19 protein-coding genes are annotated in these 26040 nt (G+C 50.3%); 11 read left to right on the forward strand and 8 right to left on the reverse strand.

Translation table 11 applies throughout. The annotated features are described in order from the left end of the window. Positions 1 to 52: 52 nt before the first annotated feature. Positions 53 to 2026: a KUP/HAK/KT family potassium transporter gene (locus BUE76_RS07390; RefSeq protein ID WP_073048695.1), complete on the reverse strand. Its 1974-nt coding sequence runs from the start codon at positions 2024 to 2026 to the stop codon at positions 53 to 55. A gap of 307 nt (positions 2027 to 2333) precedes the next feature. On the opposite strand from BUE76_RS07390, the gene BUE76_RS07395 reads away from it, so the two are divergent. The 5 genes from BUE76_RS07395 to BUE76_RS07420 all read left to right on the forward strand — a co-directional run bounded on the left by BUE76_RS07395 (position 2334) and on the right by BUE76_RS07420 (position 8445). Beyond that, on the forward strand, positions 2334 to 3746 hold the full coding sequence (locus BUE76_RS07395; protein WP_143157485.1) for a hypothetical protein: 1413 nt from the start codon (positions 2334 to 2336) through the stop codon (positions 3744 to 3746). Positions 3747 to 3871: 125 nt separating this feature from the next. Then, complete coding sequence (locus tag BUE76_RS07400; RefSeq protein ID WP_143157484.1) at positions 3872 to 4861, forward strand: hypothetical protein; 990 nt, start codon at positions 3872 to 3874, stop codon at positions 4859 to 4861. A 100-nt stretch (positions 4862 to 4961) separates the two neighbouring features. Further along, positions 4962 to 5648 (forward strand): phosphoribosylformylglycinamidine synthase subunit PurQ, encoded by a 687-nt coding sequence (purQ, locus tag BUE76_RS07405; protein ID WP_073048689.1) that lies wholly within the window; start codon positions 4962 to 4964, stop codon positions 5646 to 5648. A gap of 264 nt (positions 5649 to 5912) precedes the next feature. Then, positions 5913 to 6365 carry a protein-disulfide reductase DsbD domain-containing protein gene (locus BUE76_RS07415; RefSeq protein WP_073048703.1) on the forward strand — a complete coding sequence of 151 codons (453 nt, stop codon included), beginning with the start codon at positions 5913 to 5915 and terminating at the stop codon, positions 6363 to 6365. 130 nt (positions 6366 to 6495) lie between these two features. Next, positions 6496 to 8445: a protein-disulfide reductase DsbD family protein gene (locus BUE76_RS07420; protein ID WP_083596751.1), complete on the forward strand. Its 1950-nt coding sequence runs from the start codon at positions 6496 to 6498 to the stop codon at positions 8443 to 8445. A gap of 436 nt (positions 8446 to 8881) precedes the next feature. On the opposite strand, the gene BUE76_RS07425 is transcribed toward BUE76_RS07420, so the two are convergent. Beyond that, complete coding sequence (locus tag BUE76_RS07425) at positions 8882 to 9463, reverse strand: RNA polymerase sigma factor (protein WP_073048685.1); 582 nt, start codon at positions 9461 to 9463, stop codon at positions 8882 to 8884. A gap of 242 nt (positions 9464 to 9705) precedes the next feature. Between BUE76_RS07425 and uvrA the strand changes: the two genes are divergently transcribed. Together uvrA and BUE76_RS07435 are read left to right on the forward strand one after the other, a co-directional pair. Then, positions 9706 to 12585 carry an excinuclease ABC subunit UvrA gene (gene uvrA, locus BUE76_RS07430; RefSeq protein WP_073048683.1) on the forward strand — a complete coding sequence of 960 codons (2880 nt, stop codon included), beginning with the start codon at positions 9706 to 9708 and terminating at the stop codon, positions 12583 to 12585. A gap of 85 nt (positions 12586 to 12670) precedes the next feature. After that, positions 12671 to 15601, forward strand: coding sequence for a lamin tail domain-containing protein (locus BUE76_RS07435; protein ID WP_073048681.1), 2931 nt, complete (start codon positions 12671 to 12673; stop codon positions 15599 to 15601). A 244-nt stretch (positions 15602 to 15845) separates the two neighbouring features. On the opposite strand, the gene BUE76_RS07440 is transcribed toward BUE76_RS07435, so the two are convergent. Next, positions 15846 to 16262: a DUF4293 domain-containing protein gene (locus BUE76_RS07440; RefSeq protein ID WP_073048679.1), complete on the reverse strand. Its 417-nt coding sequence runs from the start codon at positions 16260 to 16262 to the stop codon at positions 15846 to 15848. A gap of 136 nt (positions 16263 to 16398) precedes the next feature. Next, positions 16399 to 17679 carry a serine hydroxymethyltransferase gene (locus tag BUE76_RS07445; protein ID WP_073048677.1) on the reverse strand — a complete coding sequence of 427 codons (1281 nt, stop codon included), beginning with the start codon at positions 17677 to 17679 and terminating at the stop codon, positions 16399 to 16401. Positions 17680 to 18023: 344 nt separating this feature from the next. On the opposite strand from BUE76_RS07445, the gene BUE76_RS07450 reads away from it, so the two are divergent. The 3 genes from BUE76_RS07450 (at position 18024) to BUE76_RS07460 (ending at position 20631) form a co-directional block, all read left to right on the forward strand. Continuing rightward, positions 18024 to 19016, forward strand: a complete 993-nt coding sequence (locus BUE76_RS07450) for a sugar phosphate nucleotidyltransferase (protein WP_073048699.1) — start codon at positions 18024 to 18026, stop codon at positions 19014 to 19016. A 152-nt stretch (positions 19017 to 19168) separates the two neighbouring features. After that, positions 19169 to 20191: an NAD(P)H-dependent flavin oxidoreductase gene (locus BUE76_RS07455; protein ID WP_083596748.1), complete on the forward strand. Its 1023-nt coding sequence runs from the start codon at positions 19169 to 19171 to the stop codon at positions 20189 to 20191. 29 nt (positions 20192 to 20220) lie between these two features. Further along, positions 20221 to 20631, forward strand: coding sequence for a carboxypeptidase-like regulatory domain-containing protein (locus BUE76_RS07460; protein WP_073048675.1), 411 nt, complete (start codon positions 20221 to 20223; stop codon positions 20629 to 20631). Between the two features lie 75 nt (positions 20632 to 20706). On the opposite strand, the gene BUE76_RS07465 is transcribed toward BUE76_RS07460, so the two are convergent. From BUE76_RS07465 to BUE76_RS07480, 4 genes are all read right to left on the reverse strand, one after another. Next, entirely contained in the window at positions 20707 to 21276 is a 570-nt protein-coding gene (locus BUE76_RS07465; RefSeq protein ID WP_083596747.1) for a 2'-5' RNA ligase family protein, read from the reverse strand. 102 nt (positions 21277 to 21378) lie between these two features. Next, the gene (locus BUE76_RS07470) at positions 21379 to 22083 is read right to left on the reverse strand and encodes a hypothetical protein (RefSeq protein ID WP_073048671.1); all 705 of its coding nucleotides are present in this window, start codon (positions 22081 to 22083) and stop codon (positions 21379 to 21381) included. Positions 22084 to 22380: 297 nt separating this feature from the next. Beyond that, positions 22381 to 23709 carry an ABC transporter permease gene (locus tag BUE76_RS07475; RefSeq protein ID WP_073048669.1) on the reverse strand — a complete coding sequence of 443 codons (1329 nt, stop codon included), beginning with the start codon at positions 23707 to 23709 and terminating at the stop codon, positions 22381 to 22383. A gap of 108 nt (positions 23710 to 23817) precedes the next feature. Next, positions 23818 to 24753 carry an ABC transporter ATP-binding protein gene (locus tag BUE76_RS07480; protein WP_073048667.1) on the reverse strand — a complete coding sequence of 312 codons (936 nt, stop codon included), beginning with the start codon at positions 24751 to 24753 and terminating at the stop codon, positions 23818 to 23820. A 217-nt stretch (positions 24754 to 24970) separates the two neighbouring features. On the opposite strand from BUE76_RS07480, the gene BUE76_RS07485 reads away from it, so the two are divergent. Further along, entirely contained in the window at positions 24971 to 25972 is a 1002-nt protein-coding gene (locus BUE76_RS07485) for a zinc dependent phospholipase C family protein (RefSeq protein ID WP_073048665.1), read from the forward strand. Positions 25973 to 26040: the final 68 nt, after the last annotated feature.

Raw genomic sequence — 26040 nt, forward strand, 5'->3', positions numbered from 1 at the left:
ATTCGTTATGCAGCCACTTTCTTTTAGACCAAAAACCAAAAACCAAAATCTATCAATCCACAGCTACCCGCTTCAGCCTGATATTGGTAACCGGGGATACGATCAGCGGGAATTTCTCTACTGTTACGTTGCTGACATCCAAACCAAAACCCCGCTCTTCGGAAAGACTGCGTTCCTTGAGCCAGAAGTAAAACTTCATCACCATGCGTTCCCAGATGGGCAGGTCGTTGTCCTGGCTCAGGTATTTTTCCATGACGATAAAAGAAAAATCACCCACAATATTGCTGCGCTCCAGGCTTTCGTAGCGGCTGGTGATGTTTACTTCCTTGTTGGCCACCAGGTCTTCCACCACTTTGCGAAACATCAGGTTGATGCGCGGCTCGATACGGAAGCCAAGGCGGAACTCCACGCGGATTATATCGTTGGGAATGATGTGGTCCACCTTGTACTCCATGGTATAAGGGTCATCCAGTGTATCTACGTGGATGAACCAATAAATATCCGACCGCTTGGGCTTTTTGTTTAAAATGGAATAGATGATCTTGTGTTCAATCTCCTTTGGGTTGTCGGCCGAGGTCAGGTAAACCAGGTGGGTGGCATATTTGGGCACCGACCGGTCGTTGCTCAGTTCCTGAATTTTGGGGATATAAGTTTCCAGCCGTACAAACTCCACATAACGGTTCTTGATCTTACGGGCTTTAAACCAGGCAAACATCACCAGGAACATCAGTCCTGCAATCAGCAGGGTGATATAGCCGCCATGGGTGAATTTTTCCATCAGGGCCACCAGGAAGAATATTTCAACCACCGAATAGAAGATCAGGAAGGTCCAGATATAGACCGGCTTTACCCTGCGCAATACCATGAAATTGGAAAACAGGATGGTGGTCATGAGCATGGTGAGCACAATGGCCAGCCCGTAGGCGGCCTCCATCCTGGAAGAAGTGCGGAAATACAGTACCACACCCACGCAACCCAGGAACATGAGCAGGTTGAGCGAAGGAATAAAAAGCTGTCCCCTTTCCTCAGAGGGATACCTGATTTTCAGTTTGGGCCATAGGTTGAGGCGCATGGCCTCCGAAATAAGGGTAAAAGAACCCGAGATCATGGCCTGGCTGGCAATGATGGCCGCCATGGTGGCAATGACCACGCCCGGAATGATAAACCACTGTGGCATCAGGTCGTAAAAGGCATTGATACCCATCTGCTCTTTTATTGCCGGCGTGATGGTCCGGCCGTTGTGATAGTGCAGCAGCGAGGCGCCCTGCCCCAGGTAGTTGAGAATCAGGCAGGCTTTTACATAAATCCAGGATGCCCGGATATTATCGCGGCCACAATGACCAAGGTCGCTGTACAGGGCTTCGGCGCCTGTGGTACACAAAAAAACGGCACCCAGCAGCCAAAGGGCCTGTGGGTAGGTACTCAGGAACTGTATGGCGTAGTGCGGACTGAATGCCCGGAAAATAGTAGGATCATCGCTCAGGTGTATGATGCCCAGCAGGGCCAGCATGGTAAACCAGGTGATCATTACCGGCCCAAAGAAGCGACCAATGGAAGCGGTACCAAACTGCTGGAGGAAAAAGAAAAGCCCTAAGATGGACACAACGATGTACACAATGTAGTGCTCAATAGTGCGGAAGCCGGGCAGTTCCTGCAAGCCTTCCACCGCCGAAGTAATGGATATGGGTGGCGTGATGATGCCATCGGCCAGCAGCGATGCCCCACCAATCATGGCTGGCAGTACCAGCCACCTTCGGTGCCTTCTTACCAGTGCGTAGAGCGCAAAAGTGCCGCCCTCCCCGCGGTTATCGGCCCGAAGCACCAGCATTACATATTTAAGGGTGGTTTGCAGGGTGATGGTCCAGATGATACAGGAAAGACAACCTACAATGAGGGCTTCGGTAATGGTGCGGCCATTGATGATGGCGTTGAACACGTAAAGGGGCGAGGTACCAATATCGCCGTAAATAATGCCCAGTGCTATAATTAATCCTGCAACCGTAACTCTGTTGGTAGGTACTCTCACTAGTATGCTTTTTAGGAAGTGGCCGCCGGCCCAAACTGTGGATATAAATCTAATGTTAAAATAAATGCCAAAACAGCGTGCCAGTGCCGCCTCTGCATCATAGCGGCACGTCTTAAGCGTATATAAGGTGCATCTTATTGAAAATTAATGCGTCTATATACAGGCGCAAAAGCTATTTTAGAACTGTAAAAGAGTAAATATGACCCCAGGAAGGTTTGTCCTTTTTTTATTGGCTGTACTTATAACTCCCGTTGCCTTTGGTCAAAGAATCCTGTATTCCGAACCCGACCGGGACGAAACCCGGCGTATGAACTTCGAGGTAATTGGCAAGATTGGCGGCAATTACCTGATCTACAAAAACTTTTCGGGTAAGAACTACATTGGTGTGTACAATAACGACATGAAGCAAACCGAAAGGGTGCTCCATGATTATATCCCCTACGACCGTCTTATCAACATTGACTTCTTTCCTTATGCCGATCATGCCTGGATGGTATACCAGTACCAGCGCCGCAACGTAGTGTATTGCGACGCGGTAAAAGTGGACGGACAAGGCAAGAAAAGCGGTGAGATTGTGCAACTCGATACTTCCCATATTGGTTTTTCGGGTGGCAACCGTATTTATTCGGCCATCAGCAGCGACGACCGCAGCAATATCATGGTGTTCAAAATTAACAGCCGCAACAAGGAACGGTACCTGATTACCACCATCCTGTTTGACAAGGACCTGCAGTTGCGCAAGCGTACGGCCTTTCCGCTGGATATGAAAGACCAGGATGATTTCGTGGACAAGTTCAATGTAGACAATGACGGCGACCTGGTATTTACCCGCTTTTCGCGCAACAACAACGATAATATCCTCAAAACCCAGCTGGTGTGGAAACCCGCCACCTCCGATTCGGTGATGATCATCGCGGTACCGCACGAGGGCATGTTTCTCGATGAGCCCCATATAAAGGTGGACAACGCCAATAAGCGCTTTTTCCTTACTTCCTTTTATTACAAGCAACGCCGCGGGAATATCGAAGGGTTCTATTTCCTGAGCTGGGATAAGGTGAGCCGCCAGCCTGTAATGCAGAATGCCGTCACCTTTGGCGATGAACTGCGTAACGAGGCGAGGGGAGAAGCCGCCCCAAGGGCAGCTTTCAACGACTATTTCATCCGCAATTTGATTGTAAAAAAGGATGGCGGTTTTATCATTGGCGCCGAGGCTTACTATACCACTTCGCGGTTCAACAACTGGAACCGGTGGAACTACCTCTATGGTATGCCCATGAGCACTTTTGATTACTATGCCTATTCACCGCTGTACAGCAGCTGGTACTGGCGCAACCAGGCTTTTGGCCGTAACCAGGCCGTGCGCCACCATGCCGACAATATTACCATTCTGGCTTTTGACAGGGATGGCAAACCCGAGTGGAATGCCGTGATCCACAAAGGCCAGTTTGACGATGAAAGCGACGACCGCATTTCCTACAACCTGATGATCACCGGCAGCCAGGCGCATTTCCTGTTCAACCAGGAAGAGAAGCGCAACCTGTTGCTCAACCAGTTTACGCTTTCTGCCGACGGTGAAATCAACCGCAACCCCACGCTGAAGAACCTGGATAAGGGTTACGAGTTTATGCCCAAGTATGGCAAACAGGTATCGGCAAGGCAGATGATCATTCCCTGTTATTACCGCAACTATATCTGCTTTGCACGGGTAGATTTCAGCTAGTAAGCACCTTGCTTTGCAAAGCGTATAAAGGCAAAAGGATAGTCCCGGTTAGGGGTATTCTTTTGCCTTTTGGCTTTTTAGGGCTGTATTCGGTTTGGTGTGGCCCTAGGTTGTAATATTGCCGGGTGATAGGATTGTTCAAACAAAAGTCGCCTGCCAACCTGGTGGTACTGCTGATTTTCGGCGTGCTCATCAAAATGCCCTACCTCCTACATCCGCAAGTGGTACAGGCCGCTCCAACCGATGGGCTGTTGTATCCTTCGATGCATGCTGCACTGGGCAATGGCAATGGTGCCCTTTATACCGGTGCGCTGACGGCTTTCCTGCTGCTGTATGGCCAGGCTATGATGATCAACTATGCCGTGAACGAACACCGGCTTACCGCAAAGCATAGCTTTCTGCCGGCAATGGCCTACCTGCTGATCACCTCCCTGATGCCGGAGTGGAACTATTTTTCGCCGCCCCTGCTGGCTTCCACCCTCATCATCTGGGCTATCCTGCGCTTGTTTCGGGTGTATAATGTGGCTTCGATAAAAAGTACGGTATTCAATATCGGTCTGATCCTGGGCCTAAGCGCCCTGATCTATTTCCCTGCGGCTGCCTTCCTGTTGCTGCTTTTGTTGGGTATCCTTATCCTGCGGCCTTTCCGGGTAAACGAACTGGTGTTGCTGGCACTGGGCGCCATCACCCCGTTTTACTTCTTTGCCGTTTATCTTTTCCTCAGCGACCGCCTTACGGTAGCCAATATCTTTCCGTCTATCTATTTCGATGTTCCCAATGTGCAGCAGTCACTCCGGCTGGCCATTGCCGCGGTCTTCCTGGTACTGCCATTTATTATTGGTGCCTTCCACATCCAGAATCACCTGCGGAAGATGCTGATACAGGTGCGCAAAAACTGGAGCATCGTGCTGATCTGGCTGTTGCTGGCCCTGCTCATTCCTTTTGTCAATAGCCGCGACGACTGGCACAACTGGGTGCTGGCCATGCCTGCATTTGCTGCTTTCCATGCAGCGGCTTATTTGTATCCTACTAAAAAATGGGTGCCGCTGCTGTTGTTTTGGGGTACCGTGGCTTGGGTATTGGCCCTGCAATACGGTAATATGCCCATCAGGTAATTTCGGATTGCGGATTTATGACTTTGTTTATTAGTCAACTGCCGAAATCCAAAATCCCAAATCCGAAATCCCTCTATCTTCGCACCTCAATTCACATATTATGAAATTTGGCGTTGTTGTATTCCCCGGCTCCAACTGCGACCGTGATATTTACGAAGCCCTCAAGAACGATCTTGGCCAGGAAGCAGTAATGCTCTGGCATAAGGATGCCGACCTGCCCGGTTTTACTACCGAAGACTGCATTGTACTGCCCGGCGGTTTTTCTTATGGCGACTACCTGCGCACCGGCGCCATTGCCCGTTTCAGCCCCATCATGCAGGCGGTGATTGATTTCGCCAAGCGCGGTGGTAAGGTTTTGGGTGTGTGCAATGGCTTTCAGATTCTTTGCGAATCGCACCTGCTGCCCGGTGCCCTGTTGCGCAACAACCACCAAAAGTTTATCTGCAAGAACACTTTTGTAAAAGACGCCGAGGGTAATGTGCTGAAGATTCCGGTGGCTCATGGCGAAGGCCGCTACCACGCAGATGAGGCAACCTTGGATGCACTGGAGGCCAACGGCCAGGTGCTGCTCCGCTATTGCGATGAGCAGGGAAACCTTACCAATGAAGCTAACCCCAACGGATCTGTACGTAGCATTGCCGGTATCCGCAATGCTGAAGGCAATGTATTTGGCATGATGCCCCACCCCGAAAGGGCTTGCTCCACTGCCCTGGGTAATACCGATGGCCGACAGATTTTTGAAATGCTGTTCCCGGTAATCAAGGAGCAGCTGGTAGCAGCGCATTAGTTATAATACCATAAGAAATTTGAAACCCACGGATTTGATCTGTGGGTTTTTTATTGGCAAAGGTTTGTTTCACGCGGAAGGCGCAGAGGAGCGGAGGACGCGGAAAAAGGAGTATAGATTTCAAGAAATTTTTCCGGAATACCTGTACCCTGCAACCGGCCACTTGGAAACTGGCCACCTGAATCTTCTATTTCCCAACTTGCGTTTTCTTAACAACCCTGCATCTTTGTGGAACTGAAATTTGCACCACAAACCCCACAGCACATGAAACAATTCTTCCTTGCCCTGTTCATCCTCGTTGGCATTGGCGCCTCGGCACAAACGGCCTCGCCGGTGTCGTGGAGCTATAGCAGTAAGAAGCTGGCCGAGAACCTGTACGAAGTATACCTCACCGCCACCATCCAGCCCGGATGGCACCTGTATGCCCAGGCCCAGCCTGCCGATGCCATTGCACAGCCTACCACCTTCAATTTTACCCGCAACCCCCTGTTGCAGTTTGATGGTAAGGTGCGGGAAATCGGCAAGCTGGAAAAGTTTCATGATGCCAAACTGGATGTGTCGGCCAACCAATATAGCGGTAAAGTGCAGTTTGTGCAAAAGGTAAAAGTGATGGGTAAGGCCAAGACTGCCGTTACCGGCAAACTGGAGTTTCAGACCTGTGACGATGAAAAATGCCTGCCGCCCAAGACCGTGAACTTTGCGGTAGCACTGAAGTAAGTTCAAAGTTTTTAGTTCATAGTTCATAGGCAGCTGCACTGGCTTTGAACTATGAACTAAAAACTCCCGACTATAAATACCTTTCTTTGCAGGCGGGTTCCGACAGGGGCCCGCTTTAATTTTTTACAGCATGCAGATACGGTTACGGCTAGCCTGGATCTTTTCCTTTTTGTTCATCATCTTATTTGCCGGGGCGCAGGATAGCGCAACGGCTCCTTTTAAATGGCAGGTGCAAAGCCGCAAGCTGGCCGAAGGGCGCTACGAGCTTCGTTTTAGCACACCCGCCGCTGCCAGCTGGCAGCTGTATGCGCCACAAGTACTCAATGAAGTGCCGGTGGCCGAGCTGCAATTTGCCGATTCCTCCATCAGGCTTGCTGCTCCTTTAAAGGATAGCGGTAAGGTTGCCGAAACCAACAGCGAGCTGTTTGGTACTACCGTTCGCCTCCACAGTGAAGGAGCTGTGTGGAAAGGGGAAATCAACATTGCCGGTACGGCTCCTGCCAACCTGCAGGGAACCCTTTTATATACTTATGGCAAAGGCGAGGAGTTTTACCCCGGCACCGCCCAGGAGTTCCGCGTGGCACTCGAAGGTGGTAAAGAAGCCGGTACCCGCATCCTGATTCCATCGCTCAATCCAAAGAATGCCGTGTCGCCCTGTGGCGATGAAACCACCGAGGACCGCAGCCTGTTTTCCATTTTCTTCCTGGGCTTCCTGGGTGGACTGATTGCCCTGCTCACGCCCTGCGTATTTCCGTTGATCCCGCTTACTGTTTCCTTTTTTACAAAACGTTCGGGCACCCGCCGCAAGGGTATTATCAATGCGCTGCAATATGGCTTTAGCATCTTCCTGATCTATATATTGCTGAGTCTTCCCTTTTATATTGTTGAAGGCGCCAACCCCGAGGTGCTGAATAATATCAGTACCAATGTGTGGCTGAACCTGGTGTTCTTCGTGGTGTTCATTGCTTTTGCACTGTCCTTTTTCGGCCTGTATGAAATTGGGTTGCCCGGCGGTTTTGCTTCTAAGATCGATGCTAAATCAGGCGTTTCCGACTTCTGGGGTATCTTCTTCATGGCCCTGACCCTGGCCATTGTTTCTTTTTCCTGTACCGGTCCCATCCTGGGTTCGTTGCTGGCGGGTGCGCTCACTAACAATGGCGGCGCCGTGCAGCTCACCTTTGGTATGGGCGGCTTCGGGCTTGGCCTGGCCCTGCCCTTTGCGCTCTTCGCCCTTTTTCCGAACTGGCTGCAATCGCTGCCCAAATCGGGTGGCTGGCTTACCAGCGTGAAAGTGGTGCTGGGTTTTCTGGAGCTGGCCCTGGCGGTTAAGTTTCTCTCCAATGCCGACTTGGTAAAACAATGGCGCATCCTGCCCCGTGAAGTATTTATCGGTATCTGGATTGTTATCGGCATTGCACTGGTGCTCTACTTACTGGGTGTCATCCGTTTTGGCGGGCCCAAACCCAAGTTTACCCGTGCCCGCCTTGCCGTAACGGCTTTGTTTGCTGCCTTTACCATTTACCTTATTCCCGGTGTTACCAATACGCCTTTGGCAAAACTGGAACTGATTTCCGGTTTCCCGCCCCCGCTTTGCTATAGCCTGTACGAGCACCCCGTAAACTGCGAGCAGGGCATCGAACCCCTGAAAGATTATGAAGAAGCATTGCGGGTAGCGAAGGCACAGAATAAGCCTATCCTGATCGACTTTACCGGCTGGGCCTGTGTGAACTGCCGCCGTATGGAAGAAAAGGTGTGGCCTGACAGCAAGGTGGCCAAAATGATGAAAGAAGATTTTGTGGTGGTATCGTTGTATGTGGATGAACGCCGCAAGCTGGCCCTGACGGAGCAGACCACCTATACCACCAAGCAGGGCGTTGAAAAGCCCATCATCACTGTTGGCGACAAGTGGGCTACGTTTCAAAGCGAGAACTTTGGCGCCGTATCGCAGCCGCAGTACGCCATTATCAGCCCCAACGAACAGGCACTGACCCGCACCAAGGCTTATACTCCCGACCCGAAAGAGTTTGCCGAGTGGCTGCAGTGCGGGCTGGATGCGCACCGCAACCCCCTGTCCCCCTAAAGGGGGAACTTAGGCCGGTGTGTTTGCCTAGTCTGCAAAATATTTTAAGTTGAAGTGCAAAACAACAAGGCCACTCTGTACGGAGTGGCCTTGTTGTTTAAAGAAGGGGGTTGTACCTAAGTTCCCCCTTTGAGGGGACAGGGGTATTTAATTAGGCGTCATTCTTTAACAGCTTTCCGCGGCAAGCATTGTGAGAAGATTGTGCGGTTAGAGCTAAAGAATGACTATCGTTGAACAACAGCTTTAAGCTGTCATTGTACGCAAAATTGTTTAAACTAATTTAAAAATTCGCTTTAAAAGTTCGGTGTAAAAATAGCTCCGGACTGCTACATGACACTTAGCAGTATTAATAGTTTGGTGTCAAATTTCATTACTTAAACAATCAAAAGGTATAGTAATGCCCAGAGCTTAAGGTTAATTAACAATTTTGCAAGGCCTAAAGCGCAATCTGCTTTTGTACCATCATTTTCCGGAGGTTTATCAGGCCATAACGCATACGGCCAAGCGCAGTATTGATGCTGCAGTTGGTCAGCTGTGCAATTTCCTTAAAGCTCATATCGGCATAATGGCGGAGGATGATCACTTCGCGCTGGTCTTCAGGCAGCCTATCCAGCATTTCACGTACCCGGTGATGGCTTTGGGTTTTGATCATCTTGTCTTCAGCACTGTCTTCGGTAAAGTTCAGCACCTCGAAAATGTCCTGGTCTTCGCTGTTTTTGATGGTAGGCGTGCGTTTCACCTTGCGGAAATGGTCCACACACAGGTTGTGTGCAATACGCATGGCCCAGGGCAGAAACTTGCCTTCTTCGGTATAGCGGCCGCTGCGCATGGTATCGATGATGCGGATGAAAACATCCTGGAAGATATCTTCGGCAAGGTACTTGTCCTTAATCAGGAAATGGATGGATGAATACAATTTATCCTTATGGCGCAATATCAGGGTTTCCAGTGCGTTTACATTACCTGCAATGAATGCATTGATCAGCTCATGATCGGTCAGGCGAGATAATGGGGTCATATTACTCCTACAGTTTGAGATTCCGGGGTTATCAATAAATCGAAACGGATCGGGTAGAAGTAGGGGCGATAGGCGGGTAGGTTTACTGTTTAGGTATCTATAGGTTTGTAGGTTAAAAATAGCCCATACTCTGTAATCAGCAAATTGTTTTTCGGCTGTTGCCTTCTTTATGCCTGCAAAGAACTGTTAATCATTGTCGGCCGTTATGGTGCCGGGTGCTACTTTTGCAGCGCAATACTCCCATGAAGAAAAAGTCTGTCCGCGCTACCGCAGTAGCCGAAATGCCCGCCGATGATTCCATATTTATCAAGGGCGCCCGGGTACACAATCTCAAAAACATTGATGTTTCCTTTCCCCGCAACAAACTGATTGTGGTTACCGGGGTGTCCGGATCGGGCAAGTCTTCGCTCACCATTGATACGCTGTATGCCGAAGGGCAGCGCCGCTATGCCGAGAGCCTGAGCGCCTATGTGCGCCAGTTTCTCAACCGCATGGACAAGCCCGATGTGGATTACATCAAGGGCCTGGCACCTGCCATTGCCATCGAGCAGAAGGTGGTGACCCGCACACCCCGTAGTACCGTGGGTTCCATGACGGAAATATATGATTACCTGCGCCTGCTCTTTGCCCGTGTGGGCCGCACTTATTCGCCCATCTCGGGCCGGGAGGTCAAAAAGGACGATGTGCAGGATGTGATCAATGGCATCCAAAGCCTGCGTGAGGGCAGTAAGGTGTATATCCTGGCTGCGTTCAAGCAACACCAGAACCGCGATATCCGCGAGGAGCTGAATATCCTGATGCAAAAGGGTTTTACCCGTATTTATGTGTCGGCCCTTTCGCGTACGCAAAAGGAAAACCCCATCGACCACAGCGAAACATACCACATTGAGGACCTGCTTGCCGAAGGCAGTGAGGACTTCCATACCGCTTTTCAATACCCCGAAAACGTATACATCCTCATCGACCGGATTGTAGCCAAGGAGTTTGATGAAGACGATATCCACCGCCTCGGCGATTCTATCGGTACTGCTTTTTACGAAGGCGAAGGCGATGTATACATTGAGGTGGATGCCCCGGGAAGGGGAGATGAAGACCTGCGCCTGCTGCATTTCAACAACCGCTTTGAACTGGATGGCCTCACCTTCGAAGAGCCGGTGCCCAACCTGTTTTCCTTCAACAACCCGCTGGGCGCCTGCCCGGTGTGTGAAGGTTACTCAATGGTGCTGGGTATTGATGAAGACCTGGTGATCCCCGATAAAAGATTGAGCGTGTACGAAGGCGCCGTAGCGCCCTGGAAAGGAGAGAAACTGGGCCAGTGGCGCGAAAACTTTGTACGGGCTGCCCGCCATTCCGAATTCCCGGTGCACAAACCCATTGCCGATCTCACCAAAGCCCAGTACAAGCTGCTGTGGGAAGGCAACCAGCATGTGTATGGCATCAACGACTTTTTTAAGGAAGTGGAAGCCAACCTGTACAAGGTGCAGTACCGCGTGTTGCTGAGCCGCTACCGGGGCCGCACTAAATGCCCCGAGTGTGAAGGCTACCGCCTGCGCAAGGAAGCTTTGTATGTAAAAGTAGCGGGCAGCCATATCGGCGAGCTGAGCGAGATGCCGGTAAGAGACCTTAAAGTTTGGTTCGACAAAGCCGTTACGGGCTTTTCGGAATACGATGCAACCGTAGCCAAAAGGGTGGTGCTGGAAATAAGAAACCGGATCGATACCCTGCTTAATGTGGGCCTGGGTTATCTTACCCTCAACCGGCTTGCCAATTCCTTGTCGGGTGGCGAAAGCCAGCGGATACAGCTTACCCGCAGCCTTGGCTCCAACCTCACTAATTCATTATACATCCTGGATGAACCTTCCATTGGTTTGCATCCCCGCGATACACATAACCTGATTCGTGTGCTCAAAGACCTCCGCGACCTGGGTAATACCGTAGTGGTGGTGGAGCACGATGAACTGATGATGCAGGAAGCCGATCATATCATCGACATGGGGCCGCTTGCATCGCATTTGGGTGGCGAAGTGATTGCCGCAGGCAATTACAATGATATCATCAGCAATCCCCAAAGTCTTACCGGGCAGTACCTCAGCGGGCAGTTGTCCATCGATGCGCCCAAGCAGGTGCGCAAATGGAAGCAAAGCATCGTGGTGGAAGGCGCCCGTCAAAACAACCTGAAAGACATCACGGTTGAATTTCCGTTGAATGTGCTTTGCGTAGTAAGCGGCGTGAGTGGCAGTGGTAAATCAACACTGGTTCGGCAAATATTATTTCCCGGGTTGAAAAAGCTGCAGGGAGAGCCTGCCGACAAGGTAGGTTTTCACCAGGCCATTACTGGCGATGTGGAAGCCATCACGGCAGTGGAAATGATCGACCAGAATCCCATCGGTAAATCATCGCGTTCCAACCCGGTTACCTATGTGAAAGCCTGGGATTGCATCCGCGATGTTTTCTCTGTGCAGCCGCTGAGCAAAATGCGTGGTTTCCAACCCAAACATTTTTCCTTCAACGTAGACGGTGGCCGCTGTGACGCCTGCAAGGGTGAAGGCGAAAAGATCGTGGAAATGCAGTTCCTTGCCGATGTGCACCTCACCTGTGAAGTATGTCACGGCCATAAGTTCAAAGAGGAAGTGCTGGAAGTAACCTACCACGGCAAGAACGTATTTGAAGTGCTCGAGATGAGCGTGGATGAGGCCATAGAATTTTTCAAGGATGAAAAGTCGGTACTCCAGGCCATCAGGCCACTCAGTGAAGTGGGTCTTGGTTATGTAAAACTGGGGCAGTCTTCCGATACTCTGTCGGGTGGCGAGGCGCAAAGGGTAAAGCTGGCTTCTTTCTTAGGTAAGGGTAAGTCGGCCGGTAAAATCCTGTTCATCTTCGATGAACCAACAACCGGTTTGCATTTCCACGATATCAAAAAACTGCTGGCTTCCTTCAATGCACTGATCGACCAGGGGCATTCGGTATTGGTAATCGAACACAACACCGATGTGATGCGCTCTGCCGACTGGATCATCGACCTTGGCCCTGAAGCGGGTGATGGTGGGGGCGAACTGGTATATGCCGGGAAACCAGAAGGTTTAAAGAAAATATCAGAAAGCCGTACTGCTTTGTTTTTGTAAAAAGGCTTTCTAACTTCAATGTATAAGCGCCGTACTCCAGTGGAGTGCGGCGCTTTTTGTTTTCACCCACACCAAAACGCTTTTCATGCGAACCTACCTGCTTGCCTTCCTCCTGGCCTGTGTGCCTTTTACTTTTGTTTGGGCACAAATACCTTCCACTGTAGTCATCAGTCAGGTTTATGGCGGTGGCGGCAACACCGGTGCGCAATACCGCAACGATTTTGTGGAGCTGTATAATCCTACTGCGGCTGCGGTAAGCCTGAATGGCTGGTCGTTGCAATATGCTGCACAAGCAGGGAACTTTGAAAGCAGTACTATGGTCAACCTTTCGGGAAGTATTGCTCCGGGAGGTTACTTCCTGGTCCAGTTGGGTTCAGCCGGATCGGTTGGCTTGCCATTGCCTGCAGCCAATATCACTGCTTCGTTCAATATTGCCACCGGCTCCGGTAAACTTGCCTTGGTAAATACCACGACATTATTGCCTGCTGGTTGTGCCCCCACCGGTACTGGTATTGTGGACTTTGTAGGCTATGGTTCTGCCAATTGCTATGAAGGCACCAATGGTACCAACGGGCTGGCCAACAACACGGCGGCACACCGGCTGGAGAATGGCTGCCGCGACAGTAATGATAATGACAAAGATTTCCTGGTATATGGCCCGTCGCCACGCAATGCGGCCGCTCCTGTTCATAGTTGCGCAACTGCCATCACCATTCAAAGTGTTACACCGCTGTCTCTTTGTGTGGATGCCAATACGGGTGCAACTGCAACCATCAACTATTCTATTTCCGGCCCTATGCCCACCAGCCTGAATGTATTCCTCAGCGATAGCACCGGAGGGTTTGCAACAGCCATTTCAATCGGAAGTATAAATGCGCCTTCCTCTACTGGTTCCGTCTCTATCATTATACCTGCAGGCTTATCCAGTAGCACGCGGTACCGGGTTAGAGCCAATGGTAATAATGCTTATGGTGTTGTGAGTAACACTTTTGAAATTATATATGGGACTAAGAATGTAAGTGCTGTTAATCCTTACCCCGATCAAACAGAAGTGTCGGTGCAGTGGACGCCTCCAACAGGATGCGTGGAGGAATACCTGGTTGTTGCCAAAGCCGGAGCTGGTATCAACGGCATTCCCGCAGGGGATGGAAGTGCCTATATTGCTACAGCTTCTTTTGGCGGCAATGGTACTTCTTTTGACGGCGGTAAAGTAGTGTACAAAGGGCCTGGTACGTCGGCACTGGTCACAGGTCTTGGTCTAGGTACACTTTATTATTTTAAAGTCTACTCGCGCAGGGGCACCAATTGGAGCACAGGCCTGCAGGATACCGCAACTACCCGGGTAATTCCCGCACCAGGCGAGGTGCTGATCAATGGGTTCAGCCCTCGTTACTTAAATGCATCAGACGAGTTTTATGAACTGGTGAACACAACGGGCAAAACTTTCAACCTTGCCGATCTTACCCTACAATACCAAAGCCCTGCCGGTGCAGGAAGATTGCCCTTAGTACTAGGAAGTAGCCTTCAGGCGCATAGCTTTTGGTTGCTGGCACCAACAACAACTCCAGTTACTGTAGGCCAAACAGTTGCTATCTCTCGCGACTTTACATCAGGCAGTGGCATCCAGGATAATGGCTACATCGCGCTGGTACGACGTAAGGACAACCTGGTTGTAGATGCTGTTGGTTATGGCAACGCAAGTGGCGGTACCTTCTTTGAAGGCAGCTTGCTACCCGTACTGCCTGCACCCGGAGCTTACCGCCGAAAGGTAGACGGCGTGGACGGAAACAATAATGCTACCGATTTCGAAATCATTCCTGCCGGCGCTATTGATCTGCGCAACAGCTCCAGCCGCTTGGCCAATGCCGGTGCAGTGATTCCTTCCGGTGCCTACAACCGCTTGTATGTAACCGGCAGTAGTAATATCGGGGGCAATGTGGTACTGTCTGGTAAATTAGTTTTTACCCAGGGTAAACTTGCCTTGGGTTCCTTTGATCTTTCCGCTGATATCATTGAGGGTGCAAGGGCAAGCGCCTATGTTCAAACGAATAGCGCCGGGCGATTAGTAACTACGGTCGGTACCGGTTTTCTTTTCCCGGTAGGCAATGCCACTTTTAATCCTTTGCAGGTAAGTAACGGACAGAACAGGCAATACCGGGTAGCAATTATTGATAGTGTGAAAGCCACGGGCAAAGAGGCCGCGGTTAATCGTACCTGGCGGGTTGGTGTAAGCACCGTGCCGCCTGTTGCTCCGGCCTTTAGCTTTTATTATGACGAAGGAGATCCAGGCCAGTTGGGCATCAACTTCAGTTCGGCAGATAAAGTGCAGGTATGGAACCTGCCCGCCGCTACCTGGTTAAAGGCGGGTGGTCTGCAGGATGCAGTACCGACAGGCGGCTCCGTAAGGTCGGTAACCCTGAATGGTTACAATGATTACGGCGACTTTGTGCTGGCCAGTGCCACTGCCATCCTGCCGGTAACTTTTGGGTCAGTACAGCTGCAGGAACAGGGGTATAGCCGGTTGCTATCATTTACAACCTTTGATGAAAAATCATTGGTTCGTTATGAAATTGAGTGGTCGGCAGATGGACAAAACTACCGCACCATCGGAACCGTGGTACCCCGCAACAACCAAACCGGGGCCGTGCATTACCTATACACCGATCAGCGGCCACTGAGTGGCAGTCATTTTTACCGCGTAAAAGCAGTGGAGCAGGATGGCAAATTTGTGTTCAGTGCTGAAGTTTCCTGGGCAAGCAATTATTCCCTCTTGGAATTAAACATTTATCCCGCGCCGTTAAAGGGCAGACAGTTGCACTATGCCACTCAGCTTACGGCTGGCAGCTATCAATTGCAGGTGTTGGATGCAAGTGGCAGGCAGCTGTGGCAACAGCCCCTGCAGCATGCAGGTGGCATAGCTGCGGGAACTGTATCGTTGCCCATGCTGCCCCGGGGAACTTATATTTTCAGGATAGCAGGCGCACAGCACTCTGCAAAATTGTTTTTAGTAGAATAGGAAAGAGGCAAAGCGTATCATACTGGTTTAATAACAGGCTGCTACATCTAAGGACAGAGCAGCGGTTATAAATGGGTGAGGAGCCCTGTATCGGGATAAGTTGTATGCACGCATTATGTAAACAGTTGCGGATTTTAACTGGCTAAGAAGGCTGAATATGCTGACCTGAAGAAGAGTTTAAAAGAAACGGCGTGTACCCAGTTGGGTATACGCCGTTTCTTTTGATAAATCTTACGAAAAGAAATTAACGCAGGCGGTCCAGGCTTTTAATCAGCCGCTCGTCTTTCTTGATGCCCCGTGCCGCAAAAATAAAGCAAAGCAGGATGGGGAAGTAAAACAGGGCCCAGATGGAAATCGTGCCGCCAATAAAATTCTGCATCTCTAAAATGTACATAGCCAGTAAGCCAAGGCTGAGCACAATACCCAGGTAACACAGCTTCAATTGCAGTGACCTGTTTTTAAACAGGAAGATATTGGCCAGTGCCAGTGCACCTACAATTATGGAAACAATCGTCAGCCAGATGGTGGTGGTGGCATTGAGGTCAATAACTGCAAGAAACTTATCCTTGATCCAGTCGCCGCTGAAAAAAGGCAGTCTGAAGGTTATCGCATCCAGTCCTGCTGCCAGCAGCAGCCACACGCTTTGTATTCTTTGAATCATGATGCCGGGTTTAGTTGGTTCAATCAGGGGCAAATAAAAGGAATTCCGGACAGATCTTCCATCTCTTGAAGCAATGGAAGATCTGTAACAAAAAAGACGCTACCCTGCGGCAGCGTCTTTATATTAAATCAGTCGATTATCCCAGTTCAGGATACAGCGGGAACTGCTCCATAAACTTGTGTACGTCTTTGGCCACATTGGCCACTTCTGTTTCATTGTCGATGTTCATCAGTACACGATCGATGAATTCCACTACCTGCACCATGTGTGCTTCCTGCATGCCACGGGTGGTGATGGCAGGTACACCAATGCGGATACCCGAAGTAACAAAGGGGCTTTTATCGTCGTAAGGCACCGCGTTTTTGTTCAGGGTAATATGGGCACGGTCCAGAGTTTCCTGGGCTTTTTTACCGGTAATATTCTTGTTGCGCAGGTCAATCAGCATCAGGTGGTTGTCGGTGCCGCCCGAGATGATGTGGTAATCCAAATCAACAAGAGCCTTGGCAGCTGCCTGTGCATTCTTTTGCACCTGGTGGGCATATTGGGTAAACTCGTCGGAGAGGATTTCGCCAAACGCAATCGCTTTTGCAGCAATCACGTGCTCCAGCGGACCACCCTGGATACCGGGGAATACGGCCATATCGAGCAGGTTGCTCATCATGCGGATATTGCCCTTCAGGTCTTTGAGGCCCATGGGGTTTTCAAAATCAGTACCCATCAGGATCACACCACCACGGGGACCACGCAAAGTTTTGTGCGTGGTGGAGGTTACAAAATGGCAATGGTCAAAAGGATTGTTCAGCAGTCCTTTGGCAATCAGGCCTGCGGGGTGGGCGATATCGGCCAGTACAAAAGCACCTACTTCATCGGCCACGCGGCGAATGCGGGCAAAGTCCCAGTCGCGGCTGTATGCCGAAGCGCCACAAACAATCATCCTGGGCTTTTCGCGGCGGGCAACTTCTTCCAGTTGTGCATAGTTTACCAGGCCGGTTTCTTTTTCTACGGTGTAGAAATGCGGCTCGTAGATCTTGCCGCTGAAGTTCACCGGTGAGCCGTGGGTAAGGTGACCACCCATGCTCAGGTCGAGGCCCAGGATCTTGTCGCCGGGTTGCAGCACTGCCAGGAAAACGGCTGCATTGGCCTGTGCACCGCTGTGGGGCTGCACGTTGGCGTAAGCGCAATTGAATACCTGCTTAACGCGGTCAATAGCCAGCTGCTCGGTCTGGTCCACGATCTCGCAACCGCCATAGTAGCGGCGGCCGGGATAACCTTCGGCGTATTTGTTGGTCATTACACCGCCCATGGCCTGCATTACCTGCAGGGAAGTAAAGTTTTCGGAGGCGATCAGTTCAATACCCTGGCGCTGGCGTTGCAGCTCCTGGTTAATCAGGTCAAAAACCTGGTTGTCTCTTTGCATGAAGAAGGAGTTTTAAGTAGTACATACCTCCAGGCTCGCCGCTCCTGTACCCGGAGCGAAAAGTTGTCCCGACACAACTCCTGCATTTACCTTCCATCCTTACGCACCTATTCTTACTGCAAAGCAGGCATTGTGTATGGCAGCCCTTCCCCTCAATACCGGGGTTGGGGCCAAGGTGCCGCAAAGGTAAGTGCACCCTGCCGAATAGCCTAGCTAAGGCTAAGTTTTTGATTAGGGTAAAATGGTTAATTTCGTCCGCTTCCTTGCCCGGGCATAGCCCTGGTTAATAGCTCCAGATGGACGCATACGGCAATGCCGTTGCGGCCCCATCCAAAAACTACATCATGAAAGCAATCATTCCTGTGGCCGGTGCCGGTACCAAACTCCGGCCACATACATATACCCAGCCCAAGGCGCTAATCCCCATGGCCGGAAAAACTGTTCTCTCTATCATTGTTGACCAATTGCTGGACGCTGGCATCACGGAATTCATCTTTATTGTTGGTTACCTGGGTGAGAAAATCCAGGATTATGTGAACCAACACTACCCGCAGATCGAAGCCCATTTTGTTCGGCAAAGCAACCGGGAAGGAATTGGCCATGCCCTTCGCCTAACCCGCAGCATTGTAGATGGCGATGAAATATTTATCGTCTTGGGCGATACCATTTGCGAGTACGATGTGCGCAAGGTGCTCAACAACCCGCATTCGATGATGGGGGTGAAAAAGGTGGACGATCCCCGCGAGTTCGGCGTAGTGGAAATGGATGCGGAAGGCGTGGTGAACCACGTGGTGGAGAAGCCCCAGATTCCGAAGTCCAACCTGGCGCTGGTGGGCGTGTACAAGATCCGCGAGTCGGATATGATGTACGAATGCCTGGAAACCAATATCCGCCAGGGTATCAAGGCGCACGGCGAGTACAGCATTTCCGATGCATTGGATTGCATGATCCGCCGCGGTGTGCAGATCGTTCCTTTTAAAGTGGAAAGCTGGTTCGACTGTGGTAAAAAAGAAACCCTGCTGGAGTCCAATGCTACCCTGCTGAAGAAGTTTGGCGGCAAAACGGAGCCCAGCGATGTTTTTGAAAATACCGTCATCATTCAACCCGTAAGTGTTGGCGCAGGCTGTACCATCCGCAATTCCATCATTGGGCCTAATGTTACCATTGGCGAAAACACCACGGTCGATTCTTCCATCATTCGCCAAAGTATCATTGGTGCTTATGCCAATCTTTTTGATATCGTATTGGATGAGTCGCTGATTGGCTCCGATACCAGCATCAGGGGAGAGAGCAGAACATTGAACATTGGCGATAATACCAATATTGATTTGGGGTAAAAACACATACCCCCTGTCCCCCTGAAGGGGGAACTTAGGTCGAATAGGTTTTTATACTTCAGCGCCACTCTTTTAAAGGGTGGCTTTTTTGTACCATCAATCAAATCTAGAAAACAGGGCAGGCGCTTAACTTCAACACTTCAAATAAAGACATGACTGAAGATAATAGTACGGTTGGGCCTAAGTTCCCCCTTCAGGGGGACAGGGGGTATAAGGAGTTTTTGTTATTTGGCATAACCTACCCCATCATCCAGGCTGGCATGGTATGGACCTCGGGGTGGCAACTGGCATCTGCTGTAAGCAATGCCGGTGGACTAGGGCTGCTGGGAGCAGGCTCCATGTACCCGCACGAACTTCGTGAACAGATACAGTTGTGCAAGGCAGCAACCGACAAGCCCTTTGGTGTGAATGTACCCTTGTTGTATCCCGACCTGGAGCAACACATGCAGGTAATTGTTGATGAAGGTGTGAGCATTGTTTTCACCTCTGCTGGCAACCCCAAAACATGGACGCCCTTTTTAAAGCAGCATGGTATTACGGTAGTACACGTGGTGAGCAGCAGCAAGTTTGCACGTAAAGCCGAAGAGGCTGGCTGCGATGCCGTGGTAGCAGAAGGCTTTGAAGCCGGTGGTCATAATGGCCGGGAGGAAACGACCACCATGGTGCTGATTCCCGCCGTAGCGCGGGCGGTGTCCATACCGGTGATTGCAGCCGGCGGTATCGCCACCGGCGAGCAGATGCTGGCCGCTTTTGCGCTGGGTGCACAGGCCGTACAGGTAGGCAGTCGTTTTGTGGCTTCTGAGGAAGCTGCTGCGCACGTTAATTTCAAGAATGCTGTTGTAGCTGCCAACGAAGGCGATACCCGGCTGATGATGAAAAGCGTGACACCGGTGCGCCTGCTGCGCAATGGTTTTTTTGAAGCCGTGCAGGAGGCAGAGGAAAGGGGCGCTACGGCTGAAGAACTGAAAGCTTTGTTGGGCAGGGGACGTGCGAAGAAAGGTATGTATGAAGGCGAATTGGAGCAGGGCGAACTGGAGATAGGCCAGGTAAGTGCCTTATTAGATGGCATTCTTCCGGCCGGCAAAATTGTTGAAAATATGATGGCAGAATATACCGTTGCACTGCGACGCATTCGAAATTATTCTACATTTGCTCCTGTGCCCCCTGCTTTGTGAGATGGGTTCAACTGCTTAAACCAAATGAGATGTATTGTAAAGCCGCTTTTGCAGCTTCCATGCTTACCCTTACTGCCCTTTGCGCCAGGGCCCATACCGGTGGCGAGCCGGTACTGGAAAACCTGTCCAAAGCCGAACTCAATGGAAGCGTATACCAGTCGGGGAGCCGCAAACCCATCAGCAATGTTACCATAACTGCCTATTCGGCCAACCGTAAGGAAATGTCGGTAGCCACCGATGCCAATGGCCAGTACTACTTCGATGGATTGAAATCTGGTGTATACCGCTTTGTGTTCGAACACCAGGGTTTCAGGAAAGTAACCCGCGAAAAAGTAGCCATCCGCACCGATGAAGGCGTACAGATCAACATTGGTATGGATGAAGAAGAAGAGTTCAACTGGCTGCCCGGTTTGCTGCCCATGTTGGGAAATGAAGAATAAACTTGCGAAAATAATGATATCAAAAAGGGTCCGCAAGCGGACCCTTTCTTTTGCATTGTCTTTTTAAATGCCTGGTTAGCTTCCCCCAAACCCTTCAGTGGCAACCACATCCCATTTTCGGCCATTGTGCCGCAACAAAGACACTGTGTTGGCCTGCCATGTATCCACCAGCTGTTGATCCTGGTACAGGTTCCAGGCTGCTACAAAATCAGATGGCTTTATGTCACGTGTTGCCAGGGTAACATGTGGGTGGAAAGGGCGGACCTCTTTTTTTAACCCAAAAGCAGGATTGCCGGTAAACAAGTCATCGGCCTGGACTTTCAATTGCTGCAATGCAGCACTGTCCTCCAGGGCAACAAAGAAGGTGCGTTTCCCAAACGAATCAAAGCCCTTTGTGTGCAGTGGAAAAGGCGCAATCCTTGCTGCCAGTTGCTTCAGGTCGGACCTTAATAAGGGTTCCTTGTCGGGCGCAAGCCAGAAAGGCGGGAGTAAGGTTATATGGGCAGGCGATTTCAGCCCGACTGCACAACCAAATCGTTGGTGCAGGTCTTCCTTAATGCGTTGGATCGGAGTGTCCAGTTCGGGGGGCAACACGTGTGCGATATAGTACATGTTGACCGGTCCCGCAGGCTTATGTGGTTTCATCGTATCAGGTTAGGAAACAAGGTACGCATATATGCAAAAGCTCCTGTGCCCAATACGCTGGTAATGCGAAGGGTACAGGAGCTTTTGTTTGTGATAGATTGGTTAGTCTTTCCGGATATTTAATCCATTGTCATCTTTGGTGATGCGTACATTTTTGTGTTGCTCCAAAAATGAGCGGTACTTGTTATAAACCGCTTCGGTTTGTTCTTTACCGTCAATATAAAGTTTGCCGCTTTTGTGTTCTACCCGGTAACTTGCTTTATTCAGGAGTCCGTCGGCAGCGAGGTTGTTTACAAAGGTTTCATAAGCTTCCATCTCTTTCCTCGCATGGTCCATTTGCAGCTGTGCCTTTTTCATCTCCGCTTCAATCTTCGGCCGCATTTCCTGCACCTGCGCCATGGCTTTTTCCTGTTCTTTAATGGAAATTGCCACCTGCTGTTTGGCTTTCTCTACCTGCTTGCGCGCTTCTTCCACCTGCACTTTTATCTTTTCCGAATCCACGGCTTTCAGGTCCTGTTCTATTTCATCCCAGTCTACTTTGGGCGGTGGCTGTGGCGGTTCGGGTACTTTGAGGTCGCGCATGGCTTTTTGTAATTCCGACTGTGCCCGGTCCAATTCACGGCGTGCGTCATCAAAATCGTTGATGCGCGGCGGGGCCGGTGGTTTGGGTGCAGGTGCGGCATCACTGACAGCAGGCGGAGGAGGTGGTGGGGGAGGAGGCGTTTTCTTTTGTCCGTTGGCTGTAAGGGTGGCCAGCAGTCCAAAGGCTAAAACGGGTACCATCAGTCTTTTGATCGGGTAATACATGATGTTTGGTTTTGGGTTGAACGAAATGTTTCGTACAATTTATACGATTTTATTCGTAGTGGGTGGAAGGGGAGGGATTTTTCGGAACATTTAACAGGAACCAGTGATGGGCAGGATTTTAAAAGGATTAATAAGAGGCGGTATGCAAAAGGGTTCTTACGATGAATGCAGATTAACCAAAACAAAAATGCTCTGCCAGATGTAGAGCATTTTTGTTCATCAGAACTTGTAATTTTTTTTTGTAGTCCAGTTTTTTAAGGATCTTATAAATCCTTTTAAAATCCTGCCCATCACTGGTTACCGGTTTACCCACTTCAGCATCTCTTTCCAGCTAGGCTTTTTGCCATACATCAGGATACCGGTGCGGTAAATTTTGGCGCTGAGCCAGGATGTTGCCAGGAAGCCCGCTACCAGCAACAGCATGGACAAGCCCAGCTGCCAGTAGGGCACCGTATCGGGAACACCAAAGGGTATGCGCGACATCATTACGATGGGTGAGGTAAAGGGAATGATGGACGCCCATGTGGCCAGCGATGATGATGGATCGTTGATGGAGTTGATCATGATCACAATGGCCAGGATGATGGGAATGGTGATGGGGAAAGTAAGGCTTTGTGCATCCTGTGCGTCTTCGTTTACGGCGCTGCCCACGGCTGCAAACAGGGAAGCATAAAACAGGTAACCACCCAGGAAGTAAAAGATAAAACAACCAATGAGTACGGGCCAGTTGATGGTAGACAGCGTGGCCTGTGCATTGGCAATATTACGGATGGCATCGGATGCCTGAGCATTGCCGGCACCGCCGGGCATGCCATTACTTGCCTGTGCCGCCTGTGCCATTACATCGGCAGGGATCAGCGCCGACATAGCTGTTGATAAACCAAAGAGCAACACGATCCAGATGAGGAATTGCGTAAGGCCCACCGCACCAATGCCTACGATCTTTCCAACCATCAATTCAAATGGCTTTACCGAGGAAATAATTACTTCGGCAATGCGGTTTGTTTTTTCTTCCATCACGCCGCGCATCACCATTACGCCGTATACAAACAAGGTGATGTAAATAAGAAAGGCGGTGATATAACCAAGGCCACTTGCCAGGTCGAAGTTGGAAGAGGACAGTTCACCCAGTTCATCTTTTTTCACGGCTTCGATGCTTACGCCATCTGCCTGCTTTTTCAATGAATCGATGAGTGCCGGGTCTATCTTCAGTTGCGTGGAAATCAGGTTGTTTTCCAATGCGTGGCTGATGTCGCGTTCAATGCGTTCGTTCGACATGCGGCTCAGGCTTTTCTCCGACACCAGTTTGAAGTTGCTGCCTTTGTTGATGCCTGTGTTGGGCGCAATCAGGATGGCGGTAAATCCTTTATCGGTGTAATTGCCGGTATCGGCATCAGCCACAAACTGGTAACTCACCGATTTGCTCGAAGGCAGCGTGCTTTTCAAAACGCCTTGTGGGTCTACTACGGCCACTTTTTCGTTGCGTACATTTTTAACGGTAATCCAAATCACTGCACCCAGCACCGCCACCATGGCCAGCGGTGTTAAGATGGTGGAAAGGATAAATGTCTTTTTGCGAACACGGCTCAGGTATTCGCGTTGTATGATGATGGAGATCTTGCTCATGTTGCGTTAGTATAAGTTGTTGGGGTCTTTGTTTGGTTTGCACCGAATTACATTGATCAGCGCATGATATTCGGAGGACTGTTTATAGCACATTAGCACATTATCCAATTAGCTAATTACTTTACTAAACTGCCTGGTGGCCGGTGTTCCTTCTACCAGTTGGATAAAGATGTCGTTCAGTGAAGGCAGCACTTCATTAAAGGAATGAATAACGGCGCCTTGTTGAATCAGGGTTTGCAGCACCGCGTTGGGGCCGTAACCTTCATTAATCTTGAGGGTAAGGGCATGATCCCTGCCGGTATCGGCAACCGTAAATACCGGTGTTTGTTCGAGGGCTGGCATCGCTTCAAAGCCAACCCGGAAAAGGTGCTGCTTATATTGTTGTTTTACTTCTTTTACGGTGCCATCCAAAATCTTCTTGCCTTTATTTACCAATACAATCTGGTCGCAGATCTCTTCTACCTGCTCCATGCGGTGGGTACTGAAGATAATGGTAGCGCCTTTGCGGGCCAGTTCGTGAATTTCTTCCTTGATCACATTACTGTTTACCGGGTCGAGGCCGCTAAAGGGTTCATCGAGGATGATGAGTTTGGGTTGGTGCAGTACCGTGGTTACAAACTGCAGTTTTTGCGACATGCCCTTGGACAAGTCTTCCACTTTTTTGTTCCACCAGCTTTCCATTTCCAGTTTTACAAACCATTCCTTGATGCCGGCCATGGCTTCGGTTTTGGAAAGACCACGTAGTTGCGCGAGGTAAAGTGCCTGCTCGCCGATCTTCATCTTTTTATACAAGCCTCTTTCTTCAGGCATATAACCGATACGGGCAATATCCTTCATCGGGTCGAAGGGCTTGCCTTCAAACAGGATCTGTCCTTCATCAGGGAAAAAGATACCGGTGATCATACGCAGGAGCGTGGTTTTTCCGGCGCCGTTTGGGCCCAGGAGGCCAAATATTTTTCCGGGTTCGATGGCGAAAGAAATATCATCCACCGCTTTTTGGGTAGCATAATACTTTTTGAGGTGGCGTGCTTCCAGGAGATGCATGGTGTGTGTTTTTGTGAACGGTGTGCAGCTTAGTGCAGTTGGCTTTAATATTAAAGATAGCAGTGTTTGTCGGTCCCGAACTTCAATTATCACCCAAAGCTATCGGGGTAGGAATGGATTCGCAGTAGGGCAGGACAAGCGGCTTAAATTTTAGTTAAGCGGCATCTGAGCTGCAGGGCTTGAAAAATTTGGCGCAACTTCGCGCAAATTTTTTGTGATGAAGCGTTCGCTGCTGTTTTCCGTGGCACTCCTTTGTGGTTTGTTCCTGCTTTCGGGCTGGGGTTTTCTGGTGCATCGCACCGTCAACCAGTTGGCCGTATACCAATTGCCCAAAGACCTGCGCCAGTTTTTTTACGCCAATAAAGAATACATCGTGCGCAACTCGGTACGCCCCGACGAACGCCGCAACTCCGATAAAACCGAAGCGCCCAAGCACTTTATTGACGCGGAACCTTACGGCGACTCTTCGTTGTGGAAAATGCCTTACCACTGGGAGGCTGCCGTTGCCAAATACACCAAGGACTCGCTGGAGAAATATGGTTATGTGCCCTACGTGGTGATGAATATGAAGGTAAAGCTGACCAATGCCATGCGGGCCGGCAACAAGGACAGCATCCTGTTTTATGCTGCTGATCTGGGGCACTATATTGCCGATGCACATGTGCCCCTGCATACCACCGAAAACTACGATGGACAGCTGTCCAACCAGCGAGGCTTGCACAGCTTGTGGGAAAGTACCGTACCCGAACTGGAGCTGACCAACTACAACCTGTATCAACGCCATCGTGCCCGCTACCTGAAGAACCCTGAGGAGTCCATCTGGAATGCCTGCCGCGGCGGATTTCAGCTGTTGGATGGCGTGCTGAATTTGGAAAAGGAAGTGTCTAAAAATTTTACCGACAGCACCAAGTACCGATACCAGATGCGCAATGGCCGTCAGAGCCGCAGCTATACCAGCGCCTTTGCCCGCGCCTACGGCAAAGCCCTGGGTACTACGGTTAACGACCGCTTGTTGGCTTCTGCACGGCTCATCTCCGATTTCTGGTACACCTGCTGGGTCGATGCCGGAAAACCAAAGCTGAACGCCAATGCTCCCGCCCTTAAAACAGCAGAACGCAAAAAAGAACTGCGTTCAGAAGTAAAAGCTTTTAAGCAGAATGAATTGCTGAAGCAAGACCTGCTGATGGCAAGGAAGCAGCAGGGCGGAAGGGAAGAGTAGGTTTTTAGTTTTTTGTTTCTGGTTTGGAGTTTGGAGTTTGGAGTTTGGAGTTTGGAGTTTGGAGTTTG

Source organism: Cnuella takakiae (assembly GCF_001953305.1).
Taxonomy (GTDB): Bacteria; Bacteroidota; Bacteroidia; order Chitinophagales; family Chitinophagaceae; genus Flavisolibacter; species Flavisolibacter takakiae.

Coding starts and splice junctions, on each gene's coding strand:
- BUE76_RS07480 (WP_073048667.1), bottom strand. CDS start 24,753: ATGCATCTCCTGGAAGCACGCCACCTCAAAAAGTATTATGCTACCCAA.
- purQ (WP_073048689.1), top strand. CDS start 4,962: ATGAAATTTGGCGTTGTTGTATTCCCCGGCTCCAACTGCGACCGTGAT.
- BUE76_RS07420 (WP_083596751.1), top strand. CDS start 6,496: ATGCAGATACGGTTACGGCTAGCCTGGATCTTTTCCTTTTTGTTCATC.
- BUE76_RS07460 (WP_073048675.1), top strand. CDS start 20,221: ATGTATTGTAAAGCCGCTTTTGCAGCTTCCATGCTTACCCTTACTGCC.
- BUE76_RS07445 (WP_073048677.1), bottom strand. CDS start 17,679: ATGCAAAGAGACAACCAGGTTTTTGACCTGATTAACCAGGAGCTGCAA.
- BUE76_RS07395 (WP_143157485.1), top strand. CDS start 2,334: ATGAACTTCGAGGTAATTGGCAAGATTGGCGGCAATTACCTGATCTAC.
- BUE76_RS07465 (WP_083596747.1), bottom strand. CDS start 21,276: ATGAAACCACATAAGCCTGCGGGACCGGTCAACATGTACTATATCGCA.
- BUE76_RS07475 (WP_073048669.1), bottom strand. CDS start 23,709: ATGAGCAAGATCTCCATCATCATACAACGCGAATACCTGAGCCGTGTT.
- BUE76_RS07470 (WP_073048671.1), bottom strand. CDS start 22,083: ATGTATTACCCGATCAAAAGACTGATGGTACCCGTTTTAGCCTTTGGA.
- BUE76_RS07455 (WP_083596748.1), top strand. CDS start 19,169: ATGACTGAAGATAATAGTACGGTTGGGCCTAAGTTCCCCCTTCAGGGG.
- BUE76_RS07435 (WP_073048681.1), top strand. CDS start 12,671: ATGCGAACCTACCTGCTTGCCTTCCTCCTGGCCTGTGTGCCTTTTACT.
- BUE76_RS07440 (WP_073048679.1), bottom strand. CDS start 16,262: ATGATTCAAAGAATACAAAGCGTGTGGCTGCTGCTGGCAGCAGGACTG.
- BUE76_RS07485 (WP_073048665.1), top strand. CDS start 24,971: ATGAAGCGTTCGCTGCTGTTTTCCGTGGCACTCCTTTGTGGTTTGTTC.
- uvrA (WP_073048683.1), top strand. CDS start 9,706: ATGAAGAAAAAGTCTGTCCGCGCTACCGCAGTAGCCGAAATGCCCGCC.
- BUE76_RS07415 (WP_073048703.1), top strand. CDS start 5,913: ATGAAACAATTCTTCCTTGCCCTGTTCATCCTCGTTGGCATTGGCGCC.
- BUE76_RS07450 (WP_073048699.1), top strand. CDS start 18,024: ATGAAAGCAATCATTCCTGTGGCCGGTGCCGGTACCAAACTCCGGCCA.
- BUE76_RS07425 (WP_073048685.1), bottom strand. CDS start 9,463: ATGACCCCATTATCTCGCCTGACCGATCATGAGCTGATCAATGCATTC.